Annotated in this window: 11 protein-coding genes and 1 pseudogene; 5 read left to right on the top strand and 7 right to left on the bottom strand. The window is 62.1% G+C overall.

Features of this window, described 5'->3' with window-relative positions:
• Nucleotides 1-399: pseudogene (locus tag C266_RS13800) on the top strand (allantoicase); the annotation flags it as partial.
• Between the two features lie 90 nt (nucleotides 400-489).
• The gene (locus tag C266_RS13795; RefSeq protein ID WP_010805963.1) at nucleotides 490-1,035 is read left to right on the top strand and encodes an ureidoglycolate lyase; all 546 of its coding nucleotides are present in this window, start codon (nucleotides 490-492) and stop codon (nucleotides 1,033-1,035) included.
• A 240-nt stretch (nucleotides 1,036-1,275) separates the two neighbouring features.
• Here C266_RS13795 and C266_RS13790 read toward each other — a convergent pair whose 3' ends face one another.
• The 7 genes from C266_RS13790 to C266_RS13760 form a co-directional block, all read right to left on the bottom strand.
• Nucleotides 1,276-1,686, bottom strand: coding sequence for a RidA family protein (locus C266_RS13790; RefSeq protein WP_036663009.1), 411 nt, complete (start codon nucleotides 1,684-1,686; stop codon nucleotides 1,276-1,278).
• A 2-nt stretch (nucleotides 1,687-1,688) separates the two neighbouring features.
• Nucleotides 1,689-2,159 (bottom strand): thioesterase family protein, encoded by a 471-nt coding sequence (locus C266_RS13785; RefSeq protein WP_010805961.1) that lies wholly within the window; start codon nucleotides 2,157-2,159, stop codon nucleotides 1,689-1,691.
• Between the two features lie 71 nt (nucleotides 2,160-2,230).
• The gene (locus C266_RS13780; RefSeq protein WP_010805960.1) at nucleotides 2,231-3,874 is read right to left on the bottom strand and encodes an AMP-binding protein; all 1,644 of its coding nucleotides are present in this window, start codon (nucleotides 3,872-3,874) and stop codon (nucleotides 2,231-2,233) included.
• Between the two features lie 38 nt (nucleotides 3,875-3,912).
• Complete coding sequence (locus C266_RS13775) at nucleotides 3,913-5,097, bottom strand: acyl-CoA dehydrogenase family protein (RefSeq protein ID WP_010805959.1); 1,185 nt, start codon at nucleotides 5,095-5,097, stop codon at nucleotides 3,913-3,915.
• Nucleotides 5,098-5,110: 13 nt separating this feature from the next.
• Complete coding sequence (locus tag C266_RS13770; protein ID WP_010805958.1) at nucleotides 5,111-5,974, bottom strand: enoyl-CoA hydratase family protein; 864 nt, start codon at nucleotides 5,972-5,974, stop codon at nucleotides 5,111-5,113.
• A 35-nt stretch (nucleotides 5,975-6,009) separates the two neighbouring features.
• Nucleotides 6,010-6,831, bottom strand: a complete 822-nt coding sequence (locus C266_RS13765; protein WP_010805957.1) for an SDR family NAD(P)-dependent oxidoreductase — start codon at nucleotides 6,829-6,831, stop codon at nucleotides 6,010-6,012.
• A gap of 9 nt (nucleotides 6,832-6,840) precedes the next feature.
• Entirely contained in the window at nucleotides 6,841-9,183 is a 2,343-nt protein-coding gene (locus C266_RS13760; protein WP_010805956.1) for a bifunctional salicylyl-CoA 5-hydroxylase/oxidoreductase, read from the bottom strand.
• 477 nt (nucleotides 9,184-9,660) lie between these two features.
• On the opposite strand from C266_RS13760, the gene C266_RS13750 reads away from it, so the two are divergent.
• The 3 genes from C266_RS13750 (at nucleotide 9,661) to C266_RS26875 (ending at nucleotide 22,861) form a co-directional block, all read left to right on the top strand.
• A complete protein-coding gene (locus C266_RS13750; RefSeq protein WP_246831187.1) occupies nucleotides 9,661-11,487 on the top strand; it encodes a ShlB/FhaC/HecB family hemolysin secretion/activation protein in 1,827 nt (608 codons plus the stop codon).
• 9 nt (nucleotides 11,488-11,496) lie between these two features.
• Nucleotides 11,497-22,026 carry a hemagglutinin repeat-containing protein gene (locus tag C266_RS13745; protein ID WP_010805953.1) on the top strand — a complete coding sequence of 3,510 codons (10,530 nt, stop codon included), beginning with the start codon at nucleotides 11,497-11,499 and terminating at the stop codon, nucleotides 22,024-22,026.
• Nucleotides 22,027-22,468: 442 nt separating this feature from the next.
• Nucleotides 22,469-22,861, top strand: coding sequence for a hypothetical protein (locus C266_RS26875; protein ID WP_246831186.1), 393 nt, complete (start codon nucleotides 22,469-22,471; stop codon nucleotides 22,859-22,861).
• Nucleotides 22,862-22,871 lie beyond the last annotated feature (10 nt).

Genomic DNA, 22,871 nt, shown 5'->3' with positions numbered 1-22,871 from the left:
AGCCTGCTGATGCCGGGTCGTGGCGTGAACATGGGGGATGGGTGGGAGACGCGGCGGCGTCGTGAGCCGGGCAACGACTGGGCGATCATTGCGTTGGCGCAGCCGGGCGAGATTGGCAAGATCGAAGTCGACACGGCGCACTTCAAGGGCAACTTCCCGGATCGCTGCTCCCTTCAGGCGGCGTATGTGACGGGGGGCACCGAGCAGTCGTTGATTACGCAGTCGATGTTCTGGCCGGTGTTATTGCCTGAGCAGAAGTTGGCGATGGACAAGCAGTTCTTCTTTGAAGAGCAGGTGCAGAAGTTGGGGGCGATTACGCATATTCGCTTCAACATCATCCCGGACGGTGGCGTGTCGAGGCTGCGACTGTGGGGACGCCTGAGCGACAAGAAGGCGTAAGCAGCGAAAGCGGCGTCAGCAAGAAAGACGACCTCTCACGTCCTTGAAAAAGGAAGGGGACGAGGGAGGCTGCGATGAGCGAAGAAAAAAATGGGGTGTGACATGGCGGGTCTGGCGTTGAAGATAGAGCGATTGACGCGAGAGGCGTTCAAGCCGTTTGGCGACGTGATTGAGTTGCCGGGGGCGGAGCATTTTGCGATCAATGGCGGGACGACTGAGCGATTTCACGATTTGGCGACGGTGGATTTGGGTCCGGCGGGGGGAAGAGCGTTGGTGAACGTATTCCGGGGTCAGCCGAGGCAGTTGCCGTATGAGGTGAAGATGTTGGAGCGTCACCCGTTGGGCAGTCAGGCGTTCATACCGTTGAAGACGACGCCGTACTTGGTGGTAGTGGCCCCGGCGGGCGAGTTGGATGTGAGTGGGATGCGGGCCTTCGTCTCGGATGGGTGGCAGGGAGTGAACTATGCGAGAGGGGTATGGCATCACCCGTTGTTGGCGTTGCATGAGGTGAGTGACTTCGTGGTGGTGGATCGGGGTGGAGAGGGGGGCAACTGTGACGAGCGGGATTTGCCGGGAGTGTATGTGTTGACGCAGGCGGCGTTGGACGCGGCACAGGCGGCGCAGAAGGCGGCGTAAAGAGAAGAGGGAAGGAAAGCACGAAGGAAGCAGGACAGCGAAAACGCCGGGGACTGCCCGGCGTTTTGCATTGGAGGGGGGAGAGAAACCGGAGCGGGGAAGAGAACGGGGGGTAAGGGCGGGAAGTATGGAAGGAGTGAGGAGAGACGGACCGGGGCGCCTTTCTGCAGCGAGTTGGGTTTATGTCTGAGAGGCGGAAAGGGGCCCCGGTCCGTCTGGAAGGCGGTGTTGAGGGCGGATTTATAGAGCGGCGGGCACCACCGCAGTCACTTCGATCTCGACCTTGGCTTCGTCCTCGATCAGATCGGCGACTTCGACGGCGGTCATTGCGGGGAAATGGCGTCCGATGATGGCGCGGTAGTGTTCGCCGATGGCGCGATAGCTCTCCACATACTCGCGTTTATTCTTGACGTACCAGGTCATCCGCACGATGTGTTCCGGCTTGGCGTTGCCTTCGGCCAGAATCGCCACGATGTTCTCGAGGGTCTGACGAACTTGCAGTGCGAAATCATCCGTTTCAAAACGTTGCTGTCCGTTCCAGCCAATCTGACCGCCGACAAACACGATGCGGCTGCCGGCCGTCATTTCGAAAGCCATGCCGTTCGCGTAGCCGCGCGGTTTCGCCCATTCGGGCGGTTGCAGAACTTGCAGCATCAGGACACTCCTTCAATGACAGAATCGGGTGCGGCAAAGCGCACGATGGCCTCGCGTTGGGCCGGGGGTATGGCGATCGGGGCGGGTCTTCCGCCTGCGCCTTTCGCGACCCAGACCAGTACCAGCGTGGCTTGTAGACGCGTCTCGTCGTTTCCACCGGCGAACCGGATGCGCAGCGTCATGGATGAGCGGCCGAGACGCGAGACTTCCAGCGAGCGAAGCAGCGTCTCGCCTAAGAAACTGGGGGCACTGAAGCGACATTCGACGTTCGCTGTCGGCACACCCATGCCGTCGCGCAGATGCATCTCGCCGAATGACAGGTTGAGCCCTTCGGCGCACCAGTCTTCGACCAGATCGTTGATCATCTCAAAATAGCGCGGATAAAAAACGATGCCTGCCGGATCGCAGTGTTTGAAGCGCACCAGCAGCGGCTTCACGAATGCGTGCGTGGCCACATCAGCCTCCGACATAGTTTTCTCCTCCCCTGCGAGCAGGATTGTTCAAAGTGAGTGAGCGCCGACTGGAGCGCTCCCCCCGTGCTTCACTGCCCCGTCTGCCGGAGCTTGAAGCGTTGCAGTTTGCCCGTTTCCGTACGAGGCAACGTGTCGACAAACTCAATGGCGCGCGGATATTTATACGGGGCGATGTTAGCCTTCACATACTCCTGAAGCGTCTTCACCATCGCGTCGTCGCGCGACTCACCGGCCTTGAGCACCACATACGCCTTCACGATCTGGCCGCGCGCCTCATCGTTCGCGCCCACCACCCCGCACTCCGCCACGGCCGGATGCTTCAGTAGTGCCGACTCCACTTCCGGGCCTGCGATGTTATATCCGGCCGAGACAATCATGTCGTCGGAGCGGGCCTGATAGTAGTAATTGCCCGCTTCGTCGCACATGAACGTGTCGCCCGGCAGATTCCAGCCGTTCTTCACATAACTCGTTTGACGCGAGTCCGCGAGATACCGGCAACCGGTCGGGCCCTTCACTGCCAGTTTGCCCACCTTGCCCGGCGGCAGCGGTTGCATATTTTCGTCCACGATCATCGCGATGTAGCCCGGCACCGGTTTACCGATCGCCCCCGGCACCACGTCACCGTTTGCCGCCGAGATGAAAATGTGGATCATCTCCGTGCCGCCGATACCGTCGATCATCTCGATGCCCGAAGCCTGCTTCCATAGCTGACGCGTCGCATCGGGCAACGCCTCGCCGGCCGACACCGTCTTCTTCAGGCTCGACAAATCGTACTTGTCCACGAGTGCCGCCATCTGACGATAAAACGTCGGGGCCGTGAAACAGATCGTCGCGCGGTAAGTTTCTATCGCCTGCAGCAGACTGTCCGGTGTGAGCTTCTCCAGCAACACCGTCGCCGCCCCGACACGCAACGGGAACGTCAACAAGCCACCCGTGCCGAAAGTGAACGCTAACGGGGGAGTACCGCAGAAGATGTCATCCGGTCCCGGCTTCAGCACATGACGGGGGAACAAATCGCACATCGCGAGCACATCGCGATGAAAGTGCATCGTGCCCTTCGGCTGGCCCGTCGTACCGCTCGTGAAAGCGATCAGGCAGACATCGTCCACCGCTGTATCGCAGGCCTCGAAGCTCGCTGGCTGACGCGCCATGCGTGCCTCCAGTGAGCCCTCACCCACATCGTGGAAATACACCACCTGCTTCAACGCCGGGCAGAAATACTCGTGGCTCGACTCGCGGTTGAACTCAAGCTCCTCCTTCAGACGCCCGTCGCACAGTGCCGCGCCGACCTCCGCCTTGTCGATGATCTGCTTCAGTTCCTTCGCGCGCAGCAGCGGCATCGTCGGCACGCCGACAAGTCCCGCCTTGATCACGGCAAGCCATGCGGCGGCCATGAACAGATTGTTCGGGCCGCGCAGCAACACACGGTTGCCCGGCACCAATGCCATGTCATTGCGAAGCACATGAGAGATGCGATCCACCATCTCGCGCAAACCGAGATACGTCGTGACCGTCGGCGTGCCGTTCTCCACCGAATAGATCGCGGGCGCATTGCCGCGACCTTCATCGATCACACGATCCAGCAGTTCGGCGGCGCAATTGATGCGCGCCGGGTATGCCACATCCGGATTGTCCAGCAGAAACTCAGGCCACTGATCGGCGGGCGGCAGATTGTCGCGCGCGAAAGTGTCGAGATGTCCAGATCGTTCCATGTGCTTCTCCTTGCCCCCGGGTAAGTCAAAGACAGCGCTCAGGCGTCCTTGAGCAGTTCTCGCGCGATAATCAGCTTTTGTACTTCCGTTGCCCCTTCATAGATCCGCAGCGAGCGAATCTCCCGATACAGACGCTCCACAATCGCGCCCGATACCACGCCCGCGCCGCCAAACATCTGCAATGCACGGTCAATGACCTGCTGCGCCGATTCCGTCGCATACATCTTTGCCATCGCCGCTTCGCGCGTCGTACGCTGCCCCTGCACATCGCGTTGCCAGGCAGCGCGATACGTGAGCAATGCTGCGGCGTCCACCGACGTCGCCATCTCGCCCAGCGCGGCCTGCGTGATCTGGAAATCGGCCAGCGTCTGGCCGAACATCTCGCGCGACTTCGCACGTGCGAGCCCTTCATCGAGCGCGCGACGCGCGAAGCCCAGCGCCGCCGCCGCCACCGACGCACGGAAAATATCCAGCGTCATCATCGCAACCTTGAAGCCCTGCCCCGCTTCGCCCAAGCGCTGCGAGGCCGGCACGCGGCAGTTCTCGAACTTCAGACGGGCGAGCGGATGCGGTGCGCTCACGTCGATGCGCTCGGCAATCGTCAGCCCCGGCGTGTTCGCGTCGACCACGAACGCGCTGATACCCCGCGCCCCTGGTGCTTCCCCCGTGCGGACGAACACACAGTAGAAGTCCGCGATGCCGCCATTCGAAATCCAGGTCTTCTCACCGTTCAGAACATAGTCGCCGCCATCCGGCGTCGCCGAACAAGCCATCGCCGCCACATCCGATCCGGCGTTCGGCTCAGACAGCGCGAACGCCGCAATCGCCTCACCTGACGCTACGCGCGGCAAATAACGCTGCTTGAGCGCCTCGCTGCCCGCGAGCGTGATCGCGCCGCTGCCCAGCCCCTGCATCGCGAAAGCGAAATCGGCAAGGCCGTCGTGACGCGCGAGCGTCTCGCGCAGCACGCATAACGCCCGCGAATCCAGCTTGTCCAGCGCGCCGCCGTGACTGGCGGGCACGCAATATCTCAGCCAGCCCGCGCGGCCCAGTTGCCGTACCAGCGACACGCACGTCGCATCGGTGTCGGCGTGATGATCGACCTTCAATTCGCGCGAGCACCAGGCGTCCAGTTCCGTGCCCAGACGGCGATGCGCATCGTCAAAAAACGGCCACGCCAGAAAGTCGGCGTTGCGCGGGTTATGGGGAGTGATATCGCTCATCGTCTCGCTCGCGTCAGTCGCCGTTGAATACCGGTTTCTGCTTCGCGACGAAAGCGTCGTAGGCACGACGGAAATCCTTCGTCTGCATGCAGATCGCTTGCGCTTCGGCTTCGGCCTCGATAGCCTCGTCCACGCCCATATTCCATTCCTGATGCAGCAGCTTCTTCGTCACGCCGTGCGCGAACGTCGGGCCGCAAGCGATCTGATCGGCCAGCGTCTGCGCGGCGCTGAGCACCGTGCCACCGTCATGCAGCGCATTGAAGAACCCCCATTGCAGCCCTTCCTCCGCCGTCATCACGCGACCGGTGTAAAGCAGTTCCGAAGCGCGCCCCTGCCCGATCATGCGCGGCAGCAGCGTGCAAGCCCCCATGTCGGCACCGGCCAGACCGACGCGCACGAACAGGAACGCCGTCTTCGCCTGCGGCGTGCCCAGACGCATGTCCGACGCGAGCGCCATCATTGCCCCCGCGCCAGCGCAAATGCCGTCGATAGCGCTGATAATCGGCTGCGGACACGCGCGCATCGCCTTGACCAGATCGCCCGTCATGCGCGTGAAATCGAGCAGCTCCGGCATGCTCATTTGCGTGAGCGGCCCAATGATTTCGTGGACGTCGCCGCCCGAGCAGAAATTGCCGCCCGCGCCCGTTACGACGATCGTCTTGATGTCCGTCGCATAGATCAGTCCGCGGAACAGATCTCGCAGTTCGGCATACGAGTCGAACGTCAGCGGATTCTTCTTGTCCGGACGGTTCAGCGTGATCGTGCCGATGCTCGGACGCCCCCCGGCGTCGTTCGACACCGACCACAGAAAGTGCTTGGCTTCATAGTTCGCGAATGGGCGCTTGTGATGCGCCATCGTCAGTTTCACGTCACTCATTGGCCGATCTCCTTGGATAGGTTTTATATTCGCGCTCAGCCGACGGTGACTTCACCGCCGGCGACCGCGATCGACTGTCCCGTTACCGCACCGGCACCCGGCTGGCAGAGCCACAGCACCGCATCGGCGACCTCTTGCGGCTGCACGAGACGCCCCTGCGGATTGCGCTTGGCCAGCTCGGCGCGTGCGTCGTCTTCGCTGCGCCCGGTCTTGGCGACAATGTTCGCCACGGCGTCGCGCACGATGTCCGTTTCCGTATAGCCCGGGCAGACGGCGTTGACCGTCACGCCCTTCTTCGCCACTTCGAGCGCCAACGCGCGCGTCAGTCCGACAACGCCGTGCTTCGCAGCGCAATACGCCGTCACGTAGGGGTAGCCGATCAACCCGGCGGTGCTCGCCACGTTCACGATACGGCCCCAGCCGGCGCTCACCATGGCGGGCAATGCGGCAGAAATGCAGTGAAACGTCCCCGTCAGGTTGACGTCGATCATCTGCTGCCAAAGTGCACCGTCCGTCTTGCCGAACGGTGCGCTGAGCGCTTGTCCCGCGTTGTTGACGAGCACCTGCACCGGGCCGAAACGCTCGGCTGCCTGCGCAAAGGCCGCTGCGACTGCGGCGGCGTCCGAAATGTCAGCGCTCACCCAGGCAACGTCACCATGCACGGCAAGTGCCTGTGCACCGCGCGAGAGTGTGGCTTCGCTACGCCCGAGCAGCGTTACACGTGCGCCCTGTGCGAGCAGCGACCTGGCGACGGCTTCGCCGATGCCGCGCGCACCGCCAGTCACGAGGGCGTGCACGCCCTTGAGCGACGCCGGCAATACCGGTGACGGGCCGGGCGAGGTTGTCGTTGACGTCATGAACTGTCCTTATTTTCCAATCTGTTGAGCGTAGGCGGCAGCACGCTCCAGATTGGTCTCGTACTGCCGTTTGCCCGCATAGTACTGCGCCGGCCACGGCAAATCCTTGTAGCCGATCCTGGCGGCTTCATGCAGTGTCCAGAACGGATCGGCCAGATGCGGGCGCGCCAGCGCACAAAGATCGGCGCGGCCCGACGCGATGATGCTGTTCACGTGATCCGCCTCGAAAATCGCGCCGACGGCAATCGTTGGAATGCCCGCTTCGTTGCGCACGCGGTCGGCGAACGGCGTCTGGAACATCCGTCCATACACCGGTTTTTCGGCCTTGCTGACCTGCCCCGACGAACAGTCGATGAGATCGGCACCCGCGTCTTTGAACGCGCGGGCGATGGCGACCGCGTCGTCCGGCGTAATACCGCCCTCGACCCAGTCGTGCGCGGAGATACGCACCGACATCGGCTTGGCCGACGGCCAGACGTCACGCACCGCATGGAAGACCTCCAGCGGATAGCGCAGGCGATTCTCCAGCGAGCCGCCGTACTCGTCGGCACGCTGGTTCGTGAGCGGCGAGATAAAGCTCGAGAGCAGATACCCGTGGGCACAGTGCAGCTCCAGCCAGTCGAATCCGGCTTCGGCAGCGCGGCGGGCGGCGTGTACGAAGTCGTCCTTCACCCGGTCCATATCGGCGCGCGTCATTTCGCGCGGTGTTTGCGACACGTCCTCGATATAGGGCAGCGGCGAAGCGGAGATCAGCGGCCAGTTGCCCTCGGCAAGCGGTTGATCGATCCCGTCCCAGGCCAGGCGCGTCGAGCCCTTGCGACCGGCATGACCGATCTGCATGGCGATCTTGGCATCGCTGCCCGCGTGCACGAAGTCGACGATACGCTTCCAGGCGTCGCGCTGCGTATCGTTCCACAGACCGGGACATCCCGGCGTGATGCGAGCGTCAGGCGACACACAGGTCATCTCCGCGACGATCATGCCCGCACCGCCCAGCGCGCGGCTGCCGAGGTGCACCAGGTGAAAGTCGCCTGGCACGCCGTCGACGGCCGAGTACATGGCCATCGGCGACATCACGATGCGGTTCTTGAGCGTGAGTTCGCGCGCACGGAATGGCGTGAACATCGGCGGAATCGCGTGCTGGCCTTCGGCACGTTTCACACCCGCATGCTCGGCGAGCCAGTCTTCGTAGCCTTCGACGTAACCAGCGTCGCGCACGCGCAGATTTTCGTGCGAGATGCGTTGCGAGCGCGTCAGCAGCGAATAAGCGAATTGTTCCGGAGAAAAGCGTGCATAGCGCTCGACAGTTTCGAACCACTCGGTCGAGTTGCGTGCGGCGTTCTGAATCTTGAGCACTTCGACGCTGCGCGCGGCTTCGTAATCGGCCAGCACGCCCGGCAGGGCGTCGACGCCCTGAGTGCCGAGACCGTCGGCGAGTGCGATGGCGTCCTCCAGCGCGAGCTTGGTGCCTGACCCGATGGAAAAGTGTGCGGTGTGCGCGGCGTCGCCCATGAGTACGACAGGCACGCGCTTGCCGTCGACATTGCTCCAGTGCACCCAGTGTTCGCAAATCACGCGCGGGAAACGAATCCAGATGGCTGAGCCGCGAAGGTGCTTGGCGTTGCTCATCAGTTCATGACCGTCGAGGTACTTGGCGAAGAGGTTTTCGCAGAATTTCACGCCCTCTTCCTGGCTCATCTGATCGATGCCGTGGGCACGCCAGACTTCCTCGGGCGTCTCGACGATGAACGTCGATGTGTCGGCATCGAACTGATAGGCGTGCGCCTGAAACCAGCCATGCTCCGTCTTCTCGAAAGCGAACGTGAAGGCGTCGAAACGCCGATGCGTGCCGAGCCAGACGAAGCGGTTCTGACGCGTATCGATATCCGGGCGGTAGGTGTCGGCGTAACGCGTGCGGATGCGGCTATTGAGGCCGTCGGAGGCGATCACCAGATCGGCCTGGTAGCGGCGCGCAATGTCCTGATCGTCGGCGACGTCCGTCTCGAAGACCAGTTCGACGCCAAGGGCTTCGCAGCGCGCTTGCAGAAGGTTGAGCAGCTTCTTGCGGCCGATGCCGATGAAGCCGTGGCCGCCGGAGGTGATGGTGCGGCCTTCGAAGTGGATGTCGATGTCGTCCCAGTGGTTGAAGGCGTCGTTGATCTGCGCGGCGCTGACCGGATCGGCTTCCTGAAGGTTGTCCATGGTGGCGTCGGAGAACACCACCCCCCAGCCGAACGTGTCGTAAGGCCGGTTGCGCTCAACCACCACGACACGGTGGGAGGGCTCGCGCAGCTTCATCAACAACCCGAAATACAGACCAGCAGGACCGCCGCCGATACAGACGATATTCATCTCCAACCTCCGGATTCACAGATCGCGTCGCGCTAGCCGACCTTTGTTAAATCGTAAATAGTTTATGCCTAAAATACTAGAGGAAAAAATTTCCGGCGGCAAGGTCGCCAAGCCTTGGCGCCGGAGGGGTCGGGAAAGTACTTAGGAAGCTATCGCCGCCGCCCCTTGGACATTTTCGGAAACCCGAATGTCGGGGTCGGCGCTTCCGGAAACCTGAGTGTCAGGTCCAAATCCAGAATACGGCGCGCCGCCTATGCGCCAGAATCGCGGCCGTCTTGTCGTCTGCGGTTCCATTCAACCTCTGGCCTGACGCCAGGGTGTAAGCCCCCCCTGCTGTTGCATGTCCGTCGTGCTCACTGTTGCGCCCGTCTCGCGCATTCGCGCTTACGTGCGCGCCGATCACCGCTATCGCGGTCTCTGGCGCGTGCGCGTTCGTGCAATGCATCGTTTCAATCATAAGAAAGGGCAACGCAACTCGTGGCACATCGTGACCGTCAGGTCTCCAACGTCTCTATCTCCCGTCGTGTTGGCCGATTCGCACCTTACGCACCCTTTTTAAAGACCGGCGTGCTGGCATGCGGACTCGCGCTCACTTGCGCCCCGCTTGCCGCTCAGGAGCCTCCCCCACCGGCGTTCAGAGACGCCGCCCGGCAAAGCGTTCAGGACGAACAGCTAGAACGCCAACGTCGGGAAGCCGAGGAGCGGGAACAGCGCGCCGACGCACCGGATGTTCGTTTATCCCCCGTGGCCGACGGCACGTCGCCTGTCGATATCAAAACGCTACCGGCCGAATCGCCGTGTATCACGTTGCGCCGCGTCACCGTCACCGGACTCGACGGCGCCCCGCCTGCCGCATCGTTTGCGTTCGTCGAGCCGGCACTGGCCCCGTTTGTCGGGCAATGCGCCGGCGCCGACGGCGTGGCGCAGATCGCCGCCGTGGCGACCGAGGCAATCCTCGCAAGAGGCTGGGTCACGACTCGCGTGATCCTCCCCGAGCAAAACATTGGTGATGGGCACCTGAGCCTGCACATCATCCCGGGCAAAGTCTCGGCCGTCCGCTTTTCCGACCCTTCCACGCGCGGCACATGGCGCTCTGCCGTTCCTCTTCGCGCCGGCGACACCCTCTCGCTGAATGCGTTGGAACAAGGGCTTGAGCAACTGAAGCGCATGCCGAGCCAGGACGCGGATATCCGCATCGAACCTGGCGACATGCCGGGCTCGAGCGAGGTGCTGATCGATGTCCAACGGCAACGGCCATGGCGCCTGCTCGCGTCAATTGACAATAGCGGTACGCGCGACACCGGACGCCTGCAAGGTCAGTTGGTCATCGGCGTCGACAATCCGCTCGGCGTGAACGACCTTATGGATGTGGCCGTTCAGCACGATTTGTCGACCGGCGATGATCGGTTCGGCACAAAGGGCGCCAGCGTTAGCTATTCAATGCCCTGGGGCTACAACACCGTCTCGATCTTCGGTAGCACACGTGCGTACTTCCAACGCATTGCGGGTGCCAACGAGTCGTTCGTATCGAGCGGCCGCAACCAGACGGCGGAGCTTCGACTCGAGCGCGTCGTGCGTCGCGACAATCTTGGCAAGACAGCCATCGACGTGCGGCTCGGACGCCGCTTCGGCAAGAGCTTCATCGAAGACTTTGAAATCTCGCAGCAGTATCGGAACAATACCTATCTCCAAGCCGGCGCAACGCACCGGCAGTACCTCGGCAACGCGCAAGCCGACATCGCGCTGAACTACCGGCAAGGCATGCCCTGGTTTGGCGCACAGGACGATCTGCGCGATCCCGTCACCCGTGCGCCAACGCAACAGACGTATCGCTATCGCATGTTTACCCTGGACGTGCAATGGTCCGTGCCGCTACAGGTGTCGGCGCTCACGCTCAGATACGTCGGCATGTTCCACGGCCAGACTACGGCAGACACGCTATGGGCCGTCGATCAGTTAGCCATTGGCGGACGGTACAGCGTGCGTGGCTTCACCGGCGATCAGACGCTGAGCGCCGAGCGCGGCTTCTTCCTTCGCAACGAGTTGCATGTCCCGATCGGCGTCAGCGCACACGCCGTTTATGCAGGTGTGGACTACGGACGTGTCTTCGGCCCGAGCGCCCGCTTCCTTCCCGGCCCCCGGCTCGCCGGCGCGGTCATCGGTCTGCGCGGACAAACCGGTGCGTACGGTGGCCCCTGGGGCAACGCCAGTTACGACATCTTCATTAGCCGCCCCCTCTCCCATCCCTCCCGGTTCCCGACCAATGCCGCAGTTGCAGGCATCTCGCTCGCCCTTCGCTACTGAGTCCCACCCATGAACACACGTTGCTTTCGTCTGATCTTCAGCCATGTCCGACGCCAGTGGGTCGCCGTCGGCGAAAACGTCCGCCGCGGGCGCACGCCCGGATGCGGGCGCAGCGCTCGCCGGCATGGGCTGGGCAGCATAGGATCGCCTGCGCCGCAGACGATCCTGTTGCGCCCATTTAGTGCGGCCATGTTGTCAGCGCTGGTCGCCCTCGGCTTGCCCGTCACCGCTTTGCCGCAAATCGTCGCGGCCCCCGGACCACACGCCCCTGGGGTCAGCGCGACACCGAACGGCCTGCCGCTCGTCAACATCACCACACCGAGCGCGGCGGGCGTGTCGCAAAACCAGTATCAGCAGTTCGACGTTCCTGCACAGGGCGCGATACTCAACAACTCGCGCACCATCGCGCAAACGCAGATCGGTGGCCTTGTGCCAGGCAACCCCAATCTCGCGGGAGCTCCCGCCCGCATCATCGTCAATCAGGTGACGGGAGCGTTGCCATCGAATCTCGCCGGCTATCTCGAGGTGGCAGGGAGTCGTGCCGAAGTCATTGTCAGCAACCCCAACGGGCTTACCTGCAACGGCTGTGGCTTCATCAATACCTCTCGCGGCGTACTCACGACCGGCATACCCGTGTTCGGCGGTAGCGGCTCTCTTGAAGCCTTCCGTGTCACCGAAGGCCGTCTGCGCATTACCGGCGGCGGTCTGAACGCCGGCAATCTCGAGCACGCCGCCCTGCTTGCGCGTGCCGTCGAAGTCAATGCTGCCGTGCATGCACAGCAATTGGATGTCATTGCCGGCCTGAACGACATCGACGCGGCAACGTTCGGCATCAATGGCAGTCAAGCATCCGCGAGCGGGGCGCCCTCGTTTGCGCTGGACATCTCTCGTCTCGGTGGCATGTACGCAGGAAAGATCCGGCTCATCGGCACGGAAACGGGCGTCGGCGTCAACCTGGACGGACACGTTACCGCCAACCACGGGGCGCTGACGCTCGACAGTGCCGGGGGGCTTCGGGTTGGCGGCAAGCTGCAAGCGCGCGAAGACATTCGCCTGAAGGTTGCCGAAGACCTCACGATCGGCGGCGACGCCGTAGCCGAAGGTCATTTGACCCTTGGCACAGCGCGGAATCTGGTTAGCACTGGCAGCCTGCGTGGCGCTCGCGGTGTGAGGCTCAATGCCGGAGGCACATGGCGCCACACCGGCACCGTGTCTGCGGGCCAGCACCTCGTGGCCGACGCGGCTGCAGTCGCCTCGTCAGGCGTCATGGCGGCAGGCGCCCACGCTGACGGAACGAAAGCGGCGACGGGCAACATCTCGCTCTCGACGGCGGGCATGTTGCAAGCTGGCGGAACCCACACGGCCGTCGGTGACATTCGTCTGCTTGCGGATGCCATCGACCTGACCGGCTCGACGTCGACCGTGCTGCACGGACTCCAGATGCGCGCACGCGCAGGTGCCGTCACGATGACGCGCGCGACAACGAAAGTTGGCGGCACGACGCAAATCACGGCGAGTCGTGACGTCATTCACGACGGCGCGACCCTCAGCACGTCCGACCTCTTCATCGCGGGCGCCGGGTTGCGTAACCATAAGGGACGCATCCGGCAATGGGGGTCGACATCCCCGCTCCGGATGACGCTTTCCGGTTCCCTGAGCAATCGTGAAGGCCAGATTCTCGCGAATGGCCGCGACCTGCTGCTGACTTCCGGCAGGGTCGATAACACCGGCGGCAAGATCGAACATGCTGGTGCGGGCCACCTCCGTCTCGTCACAGGTGCCGTCGAGAACGTTGGAGGAACACTCGCCACCAACGGCGCCATGACCATCGACGCCAGCGACTGGCGAAACGATCGAGGCACACTTTCGGTGAAGCAGTCGCTGACAGCCGGCGTCCGCAACCGGGTGACGAACACGGCCGGGCTGATGCAGACCGGCGGTCTGTTTTCGCTGAAAGCCGGCGACATCAGCAATCTCGGCGGCCGCATGCTTGCCCTTAGCAGTGCCGATCTCCGCTTATCCGCCGACAGACGTATCGAGAACGGCCGTCTCAACACGGCGATGGGCGAAATTGCCGGGCGCGGCGATGTCCGGCTCGATGCCACGTCACTCGTCAACAGCGGGACCTGGACAGCCCAGGGCTCGCTCCTCGCGAACGCCGCCGGTGATCTTCTGAACGTAGGTGGACGCATCGTCGCTCGGCATCAAGTCGCCGTTGCCGTGCGCCGAGCGCTCGACAACACCCGCGGCACAGTGAACGCCGGCGAGACACTGACCGTTAGCGCCGACACCGTCGACAACACGCTCGGAGAAATGCAATCGCGTTCGCTCAGCGTGTCTGCCCGCGATCTCGAAAACCGCTCTGGGAGGATCGTTCAGGCGGGTACAGGCTCCGACGGTCTGGCGCGTTTGCGCGTCGCCAATAGAATGAACAATCACGCGGGCTCGATTCATCTGGCGGCTCGGGAAGCCGCAATCGATACCTCCGAATTCGACAACGCTGGCGGCACCGTGGCGCACGCCGGGGATGGCGTTTTGTCCGTCAATGCCAAACAGGTGGGCAATCGCGGCGGACGCATCGGCACGAATGGCGATCTGCTGCTGAGCGCCAAATCGGTAGACAACGCCGACGGCCGCATGACGGCCATGCGCAAACTGAAGTCGGCCGTAGAGGAACGACTGAGCAATGTATCGGGAGAACTGATAGGGACTTCCGTCTCGCTGAACGTCGGCGAAACATTGGACAACGGCAAGGGTGCGATTGAGGCCAGCGACACGTTGTTTCTCAGTGCTTTCCGCATCAACAACGCGAAAGGCAAACTACAGAACAGCGGCCGCGCGCAAACGGCGATCACCGTCCAGAAAGCGTTGGCCAACACGGATGGCGGGAGCATCGCGGCGAACGCAGACATCTCCGTCGATGCAGGCAGCCTCGACAATACTGAAGGTCGTCTGCATGCCGGCGGTTCTCTTGCACTGAACGTCGCCACCGACGTCACCAACAACGCCGGATACCTCGCTGCCGGTGGCCGTCTGGATGCCGACATCGGCGGCAACTTCGTCAATCGCGCCGGTCAGGCGAGCGCCCGCGACGCGTTGCGCATCAACGTCGCCAACCGTGTCGACAACGCCGACGGCAAGGTCGAAGTCAGCGCGTCCAGTGGACAAATGAGTGTGTCGGCGCGGGAACTGGATAACGCGGGTGGCCGCTTTTCGAACGCCGGAACGGGCGCCATCGACATCGCCGTCCTGGAGCGACTGCGCAATCGCGCATCTGCGAGCCGTATGCCGGGCCATGCCGGCAGCATTGCGGGCAACGGCGCCATCAACCTATGGGCAAACGGCATCGACAACATCGACGGCGCATGGATCGCCGCCGGCACATCGCTCTCGCTCAGGTCGACCAACGACGTCAACAATCGGCGCGGACGACTGCAAGCCAATGGCCCTCTGAGCGTCAACGCGAATCGGAACACTGCCAATGCGAATGGCTTCATCCATTCAGGCAAAGCGTTGAAACTGGCGACGGGCGGGACACTCGATAACACGCACGGCAGCATCGAAACGTCCGGCGACCCGTCGATTCGCGGAGACGACACCCTCGCCGTCTTCGTCACGTCGCTCGACAACACGGACGGCCGAATCGTCAACGGCACGCGCAGCGGTGGCCATCTGAGCATCACCGCCGAGACGATAGTGAACGCATGGACACGCGATTCGACGTCGAATCGCCCCGTTGGACTGATCGGCGGCAATGGCGGCGTTTCCATCACGACGTTCACGTTGTTGAATGGGCCGAACGCCCTCGTCAGCGGCGGAACAGACCTTTCGCTGACCGTCAGAGACAAGCTCGGCAATGCCGGCACCCTGTTTTCCGGCGCGGATCTCGACCTGACCTGGCGCGACGCCAAGCAAACGGGGGCATTCGATAACACCGGGGATGTGCAGGCGCGGCGTAACGCATCTCTCGCGGTCAACACACTGGACCATCGCGCGGGCGAAATTGCCGTCAATCACAACCTGAACCTGCATACCGGCAGTTTGACCGGCGCCGCTCGATTGCGAGCGGGTAACGATCTGAATATCAGCTTGCCGGGCGACTTCACATACGGTGCCGATCACACCTGGCAAGCGAATGGAAATCTGACACTCGCTGTCGGCGGCTTGCTACGCGTGCATGGTGCGCTTGGGGCCATCAAGCAACTCTCGGTGCAGGCCGCCCATCTCGTCAACGCCGGACAAGGCCTCCTTCGGGCCGGATCGGTTCTTCTCAACGTAGCCGGCGACATTACCAACGAGACCCGCATCGACGGCGATGAAGTCCGCCTTCGCGGCATGCGGTTCATCAATACCGGCGCCGTCGTTGGCGGTCGAATCCGCTTTGACGGCGGGAGCGTCAATAACACGGGAGATCGCGCCGTACTGGCGGCGACACAGCAATTGGATCTCTTCGCCACCGGCGATGTCCTCAACGAGAACGGCGCAACGCTTTACAGCCTTGGCGACCTTCGCGTGGCTGCTGGCGAAGCGCGCGATGCGCAGGGATTCCTGACACAGCAGTCGGGACGATTCATCAATCGGTCGGCCGTCGTGGAAGTTGGGGGAGACCTTAATATCGCGACACGTGAGTTCGTGAATGACCGCAGCTACGTCAACATCGTGCGAGGCGTTGACGAGGGCGAAACACAGCAGGTACGCGATCTTTGGATCGCAGGCTACGTGGCGCTTCCCGACGCCGACAGTCGCGCGCGATGTACCGCTGGCGGTGGCACTTGTGAGGAACTGCCGACGGTCCATGTGAGCCACAGCCTGAGCGTTGACGGCGAGCCCGCGATGATCCGGGAGTTCTATACGGAGACCGACGCGGACGGCAAGGAAGTACGGCGGTCCCGTGTTGTGCCCAACCCCCGCAATCAGGCCTTCACGCAATGGCGCTGGAATCAGGAGGCGCGTGCCGCGCTCTCCAGCGAGAAGCTTCACGCGGTAGGCAGCCCCATCAGCGTCACGATTCCGAAGCGCGGGCTGACGGCGCTCGACGTCGACGCCAGAACGTTCTCGCTGGAAAAATCCATCGTCGAGGTGTATCGGGTAAACGCCTTCCCGGCGGAGTATGGCACCCGCAACATCACTCAACGTGCCGTTCAGAATTTCGAGGCCATTCACGACGACGGTCAGGGCAACTGGGTCATCCAGTTCTGGCCCGACTTCGATCCGTCGGCGCATATTCGGCCGACGGTGGTCGATCAGTCGAAGAGCACCATCACCGGTGCCGCCGACGAAGGCGTTCGCATCTTCCGTCGCGGATACGGCATTCAGGACAATCGCGACACCAACGAATACCGCCGTCGCGTCACCGTTCGCAGCAAGACCGACGTCATGGGCGACGTCGCCGCCCCCGGCGTCCTCACGTCGCAAGGCACGATTCGCCTGAACGTCGACAACGGCACCGCGTTGAATCACGCATCCACGATCAGTGCCGGCGGCAATATTCACGTTCGCGGCAACGGCGGCCGAATCACGAGCCGCAGCATCGGCCTGGAGCGCACCGAACGCATCGAGCAATCGTCCGATCTGTATTGGCATGAAAAGCGTGGAAACAGCGACCGCTTGTTGACGACAATCGATTTCGATGTCGCGGAACGCCGATCCATTGTCGGTGGTCTTCAGAGCCTGATCTCGTCGAACGGGACGACTCACCTTCGTGGTCGCGACATCACGATTGAAACCGCCACGGTTGACGGGACGGTCATCGGTAGCAGGCAGACGGATAGCGGTGTCGGCACGTCGCAGCGCGTTGCCGTCGGCACCGACAGCGCCACCGTCTCTACGGGTAAGCCAGCGCCCGTCGACGCGTTGGTCGCCAAGCCAGCCGTAGCCGAGATAGCCGGCGCCGTTCAGACACTTGATACCGCTTCCGGCGGCATCCCCGGATTGACGCTTCCCCGCAGCGCCCTCTTCAAAGTCGTTGCAACGCCCGGCCACCCGTACCTCGTCGAGACCGACTCCCGATTCACCGACCGTGGCACCTTCGTCTCGAGCAACTACATGCTGGATCTGCTCGGCGTGGCGCCTGACAGCATCGAGCGTCGTATCGGAGACGGATTCTACGAGGGGAGGCTCGTGCGCGAGCAGATCCTGGAACTGACGGGACGGGCCTCCCTCGGCGGTCGTGACAGCCGCTCGCCGGCAGCCATCGATTCGGAATTCCGAGCGCTTCTCGCGCAGGGTGCGCGAGCGGGACGCGATCTGGAACTTCGCATCGGTATTCGACTGACGCCGGAGCAGATGCGCGCGCTGACGGACGACATCGTCTGGCTGGTTCGCCAGACCGTCACGCTGCCCGACGGCACATCGACAACGGTTCTGGTGCCAACGGTGTATCTCGCGCATGGCAAGCGTGTCGTCATGCAGCCAGGCGGCGCCTTGGTGACGGGCCGGGACGTCATCGTCGAGGCAACGAACCAGGTCAGCAACAGTGGACAGATCGTTGGCGATTCAAGCACCCGAATCAGCGCGATTGACATCGAAAATCTCGGCGTGATCGGTGGCTCCAGGGATGCCGGCGGTCCCGCTGGCAAGGGCGGCGCCGGCGTGGTCGAGGTCGTCGCGGCGCGAGACTTCCAGAACATCGGCGGCGAGATCGCTGGCGAGCGCGTTCATGTCTCGGCCGGACGCGACGTTGTCGTCACGAGCCAGAGCCGCACCAACGAATGGGTGAAGGGTTCTCAGAGCGGCAAGACCAAGGCCATCGAATCGCTCGGACGCATCGATGCACGAGACGCCGTGGTGATTACCGCAGGCCGAGACATCTCGGTCACCGGTGCGGCTGTCGATGCCGGCGGCAATGTCGATCTTGCGGCGGGACGCGACCTATCGCTGGGAGCGATTGCGTCGAGCCGTGAATTTGGCGGCGGATCGAGCGAGAGTCACAGTCGTACGCAAGTGACCGAACACGTCGCGTCAGGCATCCATGCGGGCGGCGACGCCACCTTCATGGCCGGACGCGATGTATCCAGCGTGGGTGCGAACGTTGATGCGGGCAAGCGCGTCGTTATCGCGGCGGCGAGAGACGTCGAGATCGGTGCAGCGATCGACACCGTCACGGACATGGGGCGAGTGAGTAGCGACACGCACGCTGCGACGGTTGATTCCTATGAGGAAAGCGTACGGGGCAGTCGAATCCATGCGCGAAATGGCATCGGCATCGCTGCGGGACAAGCCGAAGCGATTAGTCGACTGCTGGACGAACGCGGCGTCACCGCATACGTTTCGACAGCGGATGCCACCAGCGGCAATGTCACGATTCTCGGTTCCTATCTGAGCGCCGGGGCCAGCGACGAGGCAAAGGCCGGGAGGCAGCCGCCCGCCTCCAGCGACGGCAAAGCGGATCTCAAGATCATTGCCACCGGCGACGTTACCGTCGGCGGTGCATCGGCCCGATACGACGACACGCGCTGGTCACAAAACACCCAGAGCGGCCTGCTCTCGTCCACGACGCAGGAGAATTACCGCGACACCCATGGCACGCGAACAACGGGCAGCACGCTATCGGGCGAAGCGGTGACAATCGCCTCGGGCCGCGACGTCACGATCGCTGGGTCGCAAGTCGTCGCGGATCGCGACATGACCATCGGCGCGCGACGGAACGTGACGATTTCGTCCACCGAAGACCAAGGCAGCTCCCTGAGTACTTCGGAAAAGACAACGTCCGGCCTCTTTGGCAGTGGCACGGGCTTCACCATCGGTAGTCGATCCGAGAAAGACAAACGGCGTCGCGATGAGGTTAGCCAAACGGGGAGCGTCGTCGGCTCGGTGAGTGGCGATGTCGCAATTCATGCCGGCAACGACTATCGGCAGGAGGGCAGCACGGTCGTCGCACGCGATGGCGATGTGGACATCGCGGGCAAGCGCGTTTCCATTACGGAGAGTCAAGCGTCGGAACAGCGCGTGCATGAGCGGGAAGTCAAGCAAGCGGGATTGACGGTTGCGGTCTCCAGCCCACTGCTGGATGCGGCGCAGACCGTCGGCCAGATGGGCAAAGCAGTTGGCAAGGTCAAGGACCCCCGCATGAAAGCCCTCGGTGTCGCGGCAGGCGGACTCGCGGCGAAAAACGCCGCCGATGCCGTCAAGAACCTCAAGGACGCGGCCAACGTCAGCGTGTCGGTCACCGTCGGCGGATCGCATCAGGTCAGCCGTGAGACCAACGACAGCACGACGTCCAACGGCTCCGCCGTCCGTGCGGGCGGCAACGTTACCATCGCGGCCACAGGGGACGGCGACCAGTCCTCGCTGCTCATTCGCGGCAGCGAGATTGCCGCCGGGCGGAACGTCAAGCTCAAGTCCGATGGCACGCTAGACATCCTCGCGGCCACGGACACCTCGGAACATCACCGCACATCCACCGGCGTGTCCGGCGGCATCGGCCTGGGCATCTCCATGGGCGCAAATGGCATGTCGATGGGGGTGACGGCCAACGCGCGCGCGTCGCGTGGCAAGGCGGACGGGAAGGACGTCACCCAGCGCAACAGCCATATCGTGGCGGGCGGCGTGGCTGAGATCGTGTCGGGCAGCGACACCAACATTCGCGGCGGGACGATTGTCGGCGAGCGCGTCGTTGCCGACATTGGCGGCGACCTGAACATCGAGAGCCTGCAGGACACCAGCGTCTACGCATCGAAGGATCAGTCGATCGGCGGAAACGTCACGGTCGGGTTTGGTGGCGCATCCGGCAGCATCAACGTCAGCCATCAGCAGGTCAACAGCGATTTCGCTAGCGTGACGGAGCAGTCGGGGATCAAGGCAGGGGACGGGGGTTTCGACGTCACCGTCAAGGGCAACACCGATCTGACGGGCGCCGTCGTCGCCTCGACCGATAAAGCTGCTGACGGTAATAGGAACCGTCTGAAAACCGGCTCGTTGACGACGCGTGACATCGAAAACCACGCAGAGTACGACGCCTTTGGCATCAGCCTGGGGGGCGGCTTCAGCAAGGGCTTCGGGGAGAACGCCAAAGTCGGGACAGATCAAAAGGGAGACGCACAGAGCGGCGCGAACGCCACGCCCGGGAGCGAGTTGCCGAAGACGGGGCCGGTGAGCATCGCACCGCCCGTTGCGGTGGCGGCAGGGGGGAGCGCGTCGAGCACGACCCGCAGCGGCATCAGCGCGGGGGTGATCGAGATCACCAACGAGGCCAGCCAACGCGAGCGAACCGGTCAGACGGCAGAAGAAACGGTTGCCGCCGTCAACCGCGACGTGTCCTCCGACAAGGACGGCAGCGGCGCGCTCGCCAACAATTTCGACAAGGAGCAAATCGAAACCAGCTTTGAAATCGTGCAGACGTTGCAGCGACAGGTGGGCACGTTTGTGGGGAATCGGGCTAAGGAATACGAAGCGCTCAAGGAGGCGCGCAAGAAGGAGACTGATCCGGCGAAGGTAGCCGAGTTGGATCGACAACTTGACGATGCGGCCAAGTGGGCACCTGGCGGGCGATATCGCCAAATTGTCACCGTGATCGCAGCCGCAGCCGGTGGGAACGTCACCGCAGGCACGGGGGAATTCCTGCAGCGCGCCGCTGTCGGCTATTTGCAAACGCTCGCCGTGGAGAAGGTTAAGGAGATCGCGGACGACCTCAAGAGCGAAACCGCTCGTGCCGCCCTGCACGGCATCGTGGGCTGCGCCGGTGCCACTGCGGTCGGGAGCGCTTGCGGCGCCGGAGCGATGGGCGGTGCTGCAAGTGTGGTTCTCGGCAACTTGCTTAACGCGGTCGCAAACACAAGTAACGAGAACCTCTCTCAACGCGAGAAGGAAGCGAGGATGAACCTGATTGAATCTGTCGTCGCAGGCATCACCGCCGGAACCGGTGGCGATGCTACTGCGGCGAGCGTCGCGTCGCGACTGGAGTTGGAAAACAATCAGGTCAGCTTACCGCAAGGCTTCGTCAAGATTGGAGCCGCCGCAACTTCGCTTGGTCAGTTCATGGCCGAAAACGGCGCTTCGTCAGAGGATATTCAGAAGGCACAGACGGAACTAATCGAAATGGCTGGGACCGAGTTGCCTCAACCTGCTTCGGCGCTTCTGAAGAATTGGGCAGTCCTCATGGGGACGGCACCAGCACTCAGTGCGGGCACCGCTGCGACTGCGGCCAGCATAGCTGCGGGTGGAGCGATCGGCGGAACGTCAAACGCCTTGGTTCAAGCGACGCTCAACGGAGAACAAGAAATGAGTAAGACGGATGTCCTCATCTCCATTGCGACAGGGGCAGCAACGCAAGGGCGAGGCATCATCGCCACCGTCTCAACAAGTGCTAGTAGCGCGGCGATAGGGGCAATATTAAAAGGAGAGGAACTGACAGGCCCAGTTGTCGGGGCTGTATTGAGCACTGTCATTGGAGCAAAGACGGGGCGCGCCGTGACCGAATATGCAAAGGGTTTAGCAACTAAGGGCGCATCGGACGTCGCAGGGACGGTCGCCGGATCCCTTACTTCAGAGGCCGTCTCATCAGGAATCCAAGACCAATTCGAAGAAAGAAAAAGCAAATGATAAAAAATAGCAACACATTTCAAATATTATTTTTTACCGCGTGCACCATATCCTCATTATCAATAATCACGTTAGCTGCAAGATTTCTTGTTGCCGCTTATTTTTTTCTTTCATATGGAGGATTCTATTTTAGCATCAGCAATTTCACATATTCCATAAAAGCAGGAACAGCTGCTGGCATCCCGCTGGGAATCGGGCTTTGGATTCTAGGAAAAATTAACGATCGAAATCCTAAAAAGTGAAGCCACAACGAGCCACCGCCAGAATTCTGGTTTACTTGACGTTCTTGAATTCAGCCTTATTCACCTGCATGACCGTAGTCGCAACACTCTCCAGAGGAGCATCCATTCTAAAAACGATAGACTACAAAGGATTAAAATAATGTCAAAACCCGGTGATGCATTTGAAATAAAAACAAAATTTTGATTTGCATATTTTCAATTTGCAAAAAATTAAACCAATTGGATCGGTCACAAGAATTTTCCCAAACAAATTCAATCTACCGGAAAACGAAATAAAAGCCCTGATCGAATCTCACACGACTTTTTGGATATTCTTCCCTGTTTCCGCCGCAGAAAAACAAGGAGTTATAAAAAGAATCCTTCGCGCCCCTATTCCCAACCATTCATCATCCCCTCCCTTATTTAGAAACGGCATTGTGGATAGCGACACTGGAAAGGTCACCGATTGGTGGTTATGGGATGGAGAAAAGGAATGGAAAGTTGGAAGCATCAGCGACGAGCAACGGAAACTACCGATTCTCGCGGCATGGAATGACACGCTTCTGATCGAGCGTATCGAAGAGGGATGGCTACCGGAGAAGGACCCCCGCTAACGCAAGAGCA

The sequence above is a fragment of the Pandoraea sp. SD6-2 genome, from assembly GCF_000389825.1.
GTDB lineage: Bacteria > Pseudomonadota > Gammaproteobacteria > Burkholderiales > Burkholderiaceae > Pandoraea > Pandoraea communis.
The sequence above is the reverse complement of the archived record's forward strand: the minus strand, read 5'-3'. Positions and strand labels throughout refer to the sequence as shown.

Excerpts from the sequence above, each read along its gene's own strand:
- C266_RS13745 (WP_010805953.1), top strand. The coding sequence starts at position 11,497 with ATGAACACACGTTGCTTTCGTCTGATCTTCAGCCATGTCCGACGCCAG.
- C266_RS13765 (WP_010805957.1), bottom strand. The coding sequence starts at position 6,831 with ATGACGTCAACGACAACCTCGCCCGGCCCGTCACCGGTATTGCCGGCG.
- C266_RS13760 (WP_010805956.1), bottom strand. The coding sequence starts at position 9,183 with ATGAATATCGTCTGTATCGGCGGCGGTCCTGCTGGTCTGTATTTCGGG.
- C266_RS13795 (WP_010805963.1), top strand. The coding sequence starts at position 490 with ATGGGGTGTGACATGGCGGGTCTGGCGTTGAAGATAGAGCGATTGACG.
- C266_RS13775 (WP_010805959.1), bottom strand. The coding sequence starts at position 5,097 with ATGAGCGATATCACTCCCCATAACCCGCGCAACGCCGACTTTCTGGCG.
- C266_RS13770 (WP_010805958.1), bottom strand. The coding sequence starts at position 5,974 with ATGAGTGACGTGAAACTGACGATGGCGCATCACAAGCGCCCATTCGCG.
- C266_RS13780 (WP_010805960.1), bottom strand. The coding sequence starts at position 3,874 with ATGGAACGATCTGGACATCTCGACACTTTCGCGCGCGACAATCTGCCG.
- C266_RS13785 (WP_010805961.1), bottom strand. The coding sequence starts at position 2,159 with ATGTCGGAGGCTGATGTGGCCACGCACGCATTCGTGAAGCCGCTGCTG.